The sequence below is a fragment of the Actinomadura sp. genome, assembly GCF_044508335.1.
In the GTDB taxonomy this organism is placed as follows: domain Bacteria; phylum Actinomycetota; class Actinomycetes; order Streptosporangiales; family Streptosporangiaceae; genus Spirillospora.
On the sequence record NZ_JBIQHY010000195.1, the window covers coordinates 1 to 6,908 of the forward strand.

Below are 6,908 nucleotides of genomic sequence, written 5' to 3' on the forward strand. Positions count from 1 at the left end.
GCCGGGCCGGAGAGCGCGCCCGCCGGGCCGCCGCGGGCCGGCGCGGACGCACCGGCCGCCGCGAGCGCCCCGGCCGGGGCCCCGTCCCGGCCGGTGCCGGTCGTCCGGACGGGCCCGCCGCGCGCGGTGTACGGCCGCGTCGCGTCCCTGGCGGGCATGCGCTGGTACTGCGTGATGCGCGGGCTGGTGATCTCCGAGGAGTACACGTCCCGGCAGGCCATCGACGCGCTCGGGGCCGGAACCGGCCTCGCCGACCTGCTGTGCCGGCTCGTGTCGGCGGTCACCCGGGGCCGCCTCACCGCCGACCACAGCGAGATCACGCTGGTCATCCGCAAACCCGAGAACCGTTTCGCCAGGGTCATCTGACCGGGGCGGGCGTGCGCGGGCCGGGGCCGACGCAGTAATTTCTGCTGCGGAGACTCTCACTCACACGGACAAGCCCGGTACCCCCGCCGCCGGGCGGGATCGGAGATCGCGGTGACCGCCGACGCCGGCCTTCCCGACACGCTGCGGGACCTGCCCGCCTGGACCCCGAGCCCGGTGGAGCTCGCCGATCTGGAGCTGCTCCTCGCCGGCGTGTACCGCCCGCTGCCGGGGTTCCTCGGCTCCTACGACACCGCGATGGTGGTCGCCGGCGGGCGGCTCGCCGACGGCACCCCGTGGCCGGTGCCGGTCACGCTGACCGTCCCGAAGGAGCTGACGGACCAGGAGCGCGTCGTCCTGCAGGATCCGGAGGGCGTGCCGCTCGCCGTGCTGGACGTCGCCGAGGCCTGGCAGGACCCGACCACCCAGGAGTGGCGGCTCGCGGGCCCGCTGGAGGCGCTCCGCGCCCCCGCGCACGGGCCGTTCCACTCGCTGCGCCGCCGTCCCGACGAGCTCACCCCCGTCGAGGGCCCGGTCCTGGCGGTGGCCACGCGCGATCCGCTGCACCGCAAGCAGCTCGGCCAGCTCCGCCAGGTCGCCGAGCGGCTCGGCGCGAACGTGCTGGTCCTGCCGCTGCTCGGCGGCGAACACGACGAGTCGCTCGTCCGCGCGCTGCTCGGCGTCCGCAAGGAGCTCCCGGACGGCACCCGCATCGTCCCGGTGCCGCTGCCCGCGCGCGGCGGCGACGGCGAGCGCGACGTCCTGCTGCGCTCGCACGTCGCCGCGTCCTACGGCGCCACCCACCTGCTCGCGGAGGCGGAGCTGGAGGGCACCGCGATCCCGGTGGTCGTCCCCGAGCCGTGGGCCTACGACGCCGACGTGGAGGTCTGGCGGCCCGTCGCGCGCATCGAGCCCGACCACGTCCAGGCGGAGCTGACGCCCGAGCGGCTGGCCGAGCTGCTGGACGCGGGCGAGCCCGTCCCCGACTGGTTCACCCCGCCGGCCGTGGCCGCCGAGCTGGTGCGGGCGCGCCCGCCGAAGCACTCGCGGGGCATCACGGTGTTCTTCACCGGGCTGTCCGGCTCCGGGAAGTCCACGGTCGCGCGCGGCCTGGCCGACGCGCTGGTCGAGCGCGGCGGCCGCACGGTCACGCTGCTGGACGGCGACGTCGTGCGGCGGATGCTGTCCGCCGGGCTGACGTTCTCCCGCGCCGACCGCGACCTCAACATCCGGCGGATCGGGTTCGTCGCCGCCGAGATCACCCGGCACGGCGGCACCGCGATCTGCGCGCCGATCGCCCCGTACGCGGCGACCCGCGCCGAAGTCCGCCGGATGGTGTCGGCCGTGGGCGACTTCATCCTGGTGCACGTCGCGACGCCGCTGGAGGAGTGCGAGCGACGCGACCGCAAGGGCCTGTACGCGAAGGCGCGCGCGGGCCTCATCCCCGAGTTCACCGGCATCTCCGACCCGTACGAGGAGCCGGACGACGCCGACCTGACGCTCGACACGTCGCGGATGGCGCCGGACGAGGCGGTCGGCCAGGTGCTCGGCCTGCTGGTGGACGGCGGCTGGGTTCGTCCCGAATAGAACATCCGTCCCGTTTGTCGCTCGAAACCCGGGTTAGACCCACCCGGAGGCCGTCCTCTAGGGTGGTACGCGAGTTTTCCTACATGGCAGGTAGGTCATGCCGATGGACTTCGATTGGACGATGGCGCTGGGCTCGTTCCTCGTCGCCGTCATCGTCGGGCTGACCGGGATGGGCGGCGGCGCGCTGATGACGCCGATGCTCGTCACGTTCTTCGGCGTCAGCCCGCTCGCCGCCGTGTCCAGCGACCTCGTCGCCGCCGCCGTGATGAAACCCGTCGGCAGCGCCGTCCACTACCGGCAGGGCACGATCAACACGCGGCTCGTCGGCTGGCTGTGCGCCGGCTCGGTGCCGGCCGCCTTCTCCGGCGTCCTGCTGGCGAAGGCGCTCGGCCACGGCGACTCCGTCGAAGACCTCATCAGCAAGGCCATGGGCGTCGCGCTGATGATCGCGGCGGGCGGGCTCGTCCTGCGCGCCTACCTGGGCCGCCGCGGGCGCGCCGGCTCCGCCGGCGACGGCGAGGCGCCCGAGGTCGCCGTCCGCCCGGTCCCGACCGTGCTGGTCGGCGCGGTGGGCGGCCTCGTCGTCGGCATCACCTCGGTCGGCTCCGGCTCCCTCATCATCGTCGCGCTCCTCGCCCTCTACCCGACGCTGAAGGCCAACCAGCTCGTCGGCACCGACCTGCTGCAGGCCGTCCCGCTGGTGTTCGCGGCCGCCATCGGCCACCTGCTGTTCGGCGACTTCCGGATGGAGGTCACCGCCGCCCTGCTGGCCGGCTCCATCCCCGGCGTCTACCTCGGCTCCCGGATCTCCTCGCGCGCCCCCGGCGGGCTCATCCGCCGCGTGCTGGCGCTCGTCCTCGTCGCGTCGTCGCTGAAGATGTTCGGCGTCGGCGCCGTCCCGCTCGCCTGGACGATGGCCGTCCTCGCCGCCGGCACCCTCGCCGTCTCGGTGCACCTCCGCCACCGCGCGCGCCGGAACCTCGATACGCTGCCCTCTCCCGTCCCAGCCACCGGCCGAGCCGGCGCACCAGGAGAGCAGCGTGGACCAACGATGGCCGCATGACACCGTCGACGTCCTCGGCGTGCGGGTCAGCCGCATCGACGTCGCCCGGCTCCGGTCGTTCGTGGAGGCGGCCGTCAAGGACCGCGCGAAGCTGACCGTCACGTTCGCCAACCCGGACTACGTGCTCAAGGCGCAGAAGGACGCCGGGCTGCGCGACCTCATGAACGGCTTCGACCTCAACCTGCCGGACGGGTGGGGCGTCGTGCTCGCCGCGAAGATCTTCGGACGCCCCGTGCCCGGCCGGATGGCCAACGACGACCTCACCGACGACCTGTTCGGGCAGCCCGCCGAGCACGGCTGGCGGGTCTTCCTGTTCGGCAACGCGCCCGGCGTCGCCGAGGCCGCCGCCGCGAACGTCCGCGCCTGGTACCCGGGGCTGCAGATCGCCGGGACGCTGCACGGCCACTGGGCGGACGAGCACGGCCGCCTCCCCGCCGAGACCGCCGAGCGGCTCGTCGCCGAGATCAACGAGGCGGCCCCCGACGTCCTGCACGTCGGCCTCGGCACCCCGCTGCAGCAGCGGTTCGTCACCGAGTACCGCGACCGGATCACCGCACCCGTGATCATCACGTGCGGCGCGTACTTCGAGCACCTCGCCGAGCGGCGCGACTACTACCCGGGCTGGGTCCTCAAGCTGCGCATCGGGTTCCTTTACCGGCTGGCCCGCGAGCCCCGCCGGCTGTGGCGCCGCTACACCATCGAACTGGGCTCCTACCTGGGCCGCGTCATTCTGCACCGGATCCGGAGGGGAAAGGCGCCCGCGTCGCGATCCGAGCCGTGACCGACATCTCTTTCCGGCCGCGGTTCCCGGGAACCACTGCCCGATTTTCGCCTTTGTGGTAGGACAAGATGCCATCACTGACCCCGGCCGTCTCCCGGAGCACCTTCATGCGACCATTCATCGCCTGCCTCACGGCCACCACTCTCGCGGCGTCGGCGCTGACCGCCGCGGCGGGCGCGGCGTCCGCCGACATCGCCATGCCGTCGGTGGTCTCGGCCAACCCGGTGAACAACACCCCGCACGTGCTGGACGGCACCGTCCGCGCCATCGCCGTCGTGGGGAACCTGGTCGTCGTCGGCGGCAACTTCGAGGAAGTGCGCGAAGCCGGCACGTCGAAGAAGCTCAAGCGGCACAACCTGTTCGCCTACGACATGAAGACCGGGAAGATCAGCACGGTCTTCACGCCGAAGGTCGACGGCACCGTGCACGCCCTCCAGGCCGGGACGGGCGGCTGGGTCTACATGGCCGGGACCTTCAAGAACGTCAACGGCCGCGCGACCGGCACGGTCGCCTCCGTCAAGACCACCACCAACCAGGTCCACACCGGCTTCAAGCCCAACGTGAACTACCGGGTCACCACGATGGTGCGGCGCGGCCTGCGGCTGTACATCGGCGGCTCGTTCACCAAGGCCGGCGGGAAGTCGCGCACCGCCCTCGCCCGGCTCGACGCGCTCACCGGCGCCGCCGACGGCACCTTCAACTTCAGCATCACGCACCCGCGGTCCGGCACGCTCAAGGTCTACAAGCTCGCGGTCGACCCGTCCGACACCCGGATGGTCATCAACGGGACGTTCACCCGCGTCAACGGCCAGAGCCGGCCCCAGATCGCGATGATCACCCTGGGCTCGGGCACCGCGAAGCTGTCGACCTGGGCGACCAACGAGTACGCCGACGCGTGCAACCTCAACGCCTTCGACACCTACACGCGCGGGATGGACTTCTCCCCCGACGGCAAGTACTTCGTCGTCGTCACCACCGGCGGCCCCTACGGCCGGACCACCCTGTGCGACTCGGCCGCCCGCTGGGAGTCGTCCCGCACCGGCTCCGGGCAGAAGCCCACGTGGGTGAACTACACGGGCGGCGACACGCTGCTGTCCACCTCCGTGACCGGCTCCGCCGTCTACGTCGGCGGCCACCAGCGCTGGCTCGACAACCCCTACGGGCACGACAGCGCCGGCCCCGGCGCCGTGTCGCGGCCCGGCATCGGCGCCCTCGACCCGGCCACCGGCAAGGCGCTCCCCTGGAACCCCACCCGGACGCTCGGCCACGGCGTCGAGGCGCTCGTCGCCCACCCGAGCGGGCTGCTCGTCGGCAGCGACACCGAGGAGCTCGGCCACGAGTACCACGGCAGGCTCGGGATGTTCCCCGCCAAGTGAGCCCTGGGGCGGATGTGAGATAAAGGGGCGACGACCAGCGAGAGGAAGGGGCCGTCCGTGCGCGACCGCGACCCCCGTGACCCGTTCCCCGGTGGTCACCACCGGCCCGATGCCCGCCGTTCGCAGCCCGTCCCGCCGGCCCGCAGGCCGCGCGGGCGGGCCCGCCGGCGCGGGCCGCGTCCGTCCCTCTACTTCACCGCCGCCGGCACCCTCCTCGTCGTCGGCGGCTCCGCCGGCGCGATCGCGCTCACCGGCGGCGGGCTCGCCCGCGACGCCCGGACCGCGTCCGCCGGCGGCGGCACCGTCGTCCCGGCGTCCGCCGACACCTACGTGGTACGCGAGATGCCCGGCAAGGGGTTCGGCGACGACAAGAAGATCACCGCCTCGGTGTGGCCGGAATGGCACACCGAGGCCTACATCGCCTTCGACGTGCCGCGCGGCACCCCGAAGATCACCAAAGCCCGGGTCGAGGTGACCTTCGACCGGCCCCGCAACCGGCCCCGCCAGGTCGAGCTGCGCAGCCTCCCCGGCTCCTGGACGGAGAACGGCACCTCCTGGAGCAACCGGCCCGCCGCCGGCCCCGTCATCGCGACCGCCTCGTCCGCCAAGGACCGGATCTCCTTCGACGTCGGCTCCGTCGTCACCGGCCCCGGCCGCTACGCGTTCGCCATCACCAACCAGAACTTCTGGTCGGCGGCGTCCCTGCACTCCCGCGAGACCGGCGACGGCCCCAGGCTCGTGCTGAAGACCCGCCGCGGCGAGCCCGCGCCGTCCACCAGCGCGTCCCCCACCCCCAGCGCCTCCCCCACGGCGGCGCTGCCCGCGCCGGGCCCCGAACCCACCTGGGACGTCCCCGAGCCCACCAAGTCCCCCGAGACGTCCACGGGCGGCAGCAGGACCCTCTGCGGCCTCTCCCTGGAGCTGAAGCCGGGTGAGACCTTCCAGCAGGCCCTCAGCCGCCTGGACGCCCGCTACGGCGGCCTGGAGACCGTCCGCCTCTTCTACCGGGGCGTCCCGCCGGCCTGGCCCGGCAACCCGAACCTCGGCGACCGCCCGCCGATCATCTCCTTCAAGCTCGCGCCCAAGGACGTCCTCGCCGGCAAGTACGACAAGGCGATGACGAACTGGTTCGCCACCGCACCCCGCGACCGCGACGTCTACTGGGTCTACTACCACGAGCCCGAGGACAACATCGCCAACGGCGAGTTCACCGCGGCCGACTACCGCGCAGCCTGGCGCCGCCTCCGCGCCCTCGCCGACAAGGCCGGCAACTCGCGGCTGCACGCCACCCTCGTCCTCATGAGCTGGAGCCTCGACCCGCTCTCCCACCGCGACTGGCGCGACTACTACCCCGGCCGCGACGTCATCCAGGTCCTCGGCTGGGACGCCTACAACCTCGGCTGGAAGAAGGGCCGGTACGACTCGCCGTCCACCATGTACGACCGCGTCATCGCCGTCAGCAAGGCCGAGAACCTCCCCTTCGGCGTCGCGGAGACCGGCAGCTACCTCGTCGGCGACGACGACGGCACCGAACGCGCCGCCTGGCTCCGCGCCACCAACGCCTACCTGAAGAAGCACAAGGCCCTCTGGGTCGCCTACTTCGACCTGGACTGGCCCACCGGCGACTTCCGCCTACTCGACACCCACAGCCGGAAGGCATGGCAGGAGTTCTGTTAGCCCTGCTAGCCCAGGGGGGCGACCCCCTGGAACCCCCGTTAGCGACGCAGGCGATCCTCGC

The 6,908-nt window shown here is 73.1% G+C and carries 5 protein-coding genes and 1 pseudogene; all 6 read left to right on the plus strand.

All coding sequences use genetic code 11. The features are described 5' to 3' along the window. Positions 1-366 (plus strand): annotated as a pseudogene (locus tag ACIWVC_RS33720) (hypothetical protein); the annotation flags it as partial. A gap of 111 nt (positions 367-477) precedes the next feature. Next, entirely contained in the window at positions 478-1,950 is a 1,473-nt protein-coding gene (gene cysC / locus ACIWVC_RS33725; protein ID WP_396452948.1) for an adenylyl-sulfate kinase, read from the plus strand. A gap of 103 nt (positions 1,951-2,053) precedes the next feature. After that, a complete protein-coding gene (locus ACIWVC_RS33730; RefSeq protein WP_396452950.1) occupies positions 2,054-3,013 on the plus strand; it encodes a sulfite exporter TauE/SafE family protein in 960 nt (319 codons plus the stop codon). Beyond that, positions 2,991-3,794, plus strand: a complete 804-nt coding sequence (locus ACIWVC_RS33735) for a WecB/TagA/CpsF family glycosyltransferase (protein WP_396455093.1) — start codon at positions 2,991-2,993, stop codon at positions 3,792-3,794. Before ACIWVC_RS33730 ends, ACIWVC_RS33735 begins: the two co-directional genes overlap by 23 nt. A gap of 107 nt (positions 3,795-3,901) precedes the next feature. Beyond that, entirely contained in the window at positions 3,902-5,170 is a 1,269-nt protein-coding gene (locus ACIWVC_RS33740) for a hypothetical protein (RefSeq protein ID WP_396452953.1), read from the plus strand. Positions 5,171-5,227: 57 nt separating this feature from the next. After that, the gene (locus tag ACIWVC_RS33745) at positions 5,228-6,847 is read left to right on the plus strand and encodes a DNRLRE domain-containing protein (protein WP_396452955.1); all 1,620 of its coding nucleotides are present in this window, start codon (positions 5,228-5,230) and stop codon (positions 6,845-6,847) included. Positions 6,848-6,908: the final 61 nt, after the last annotated feature.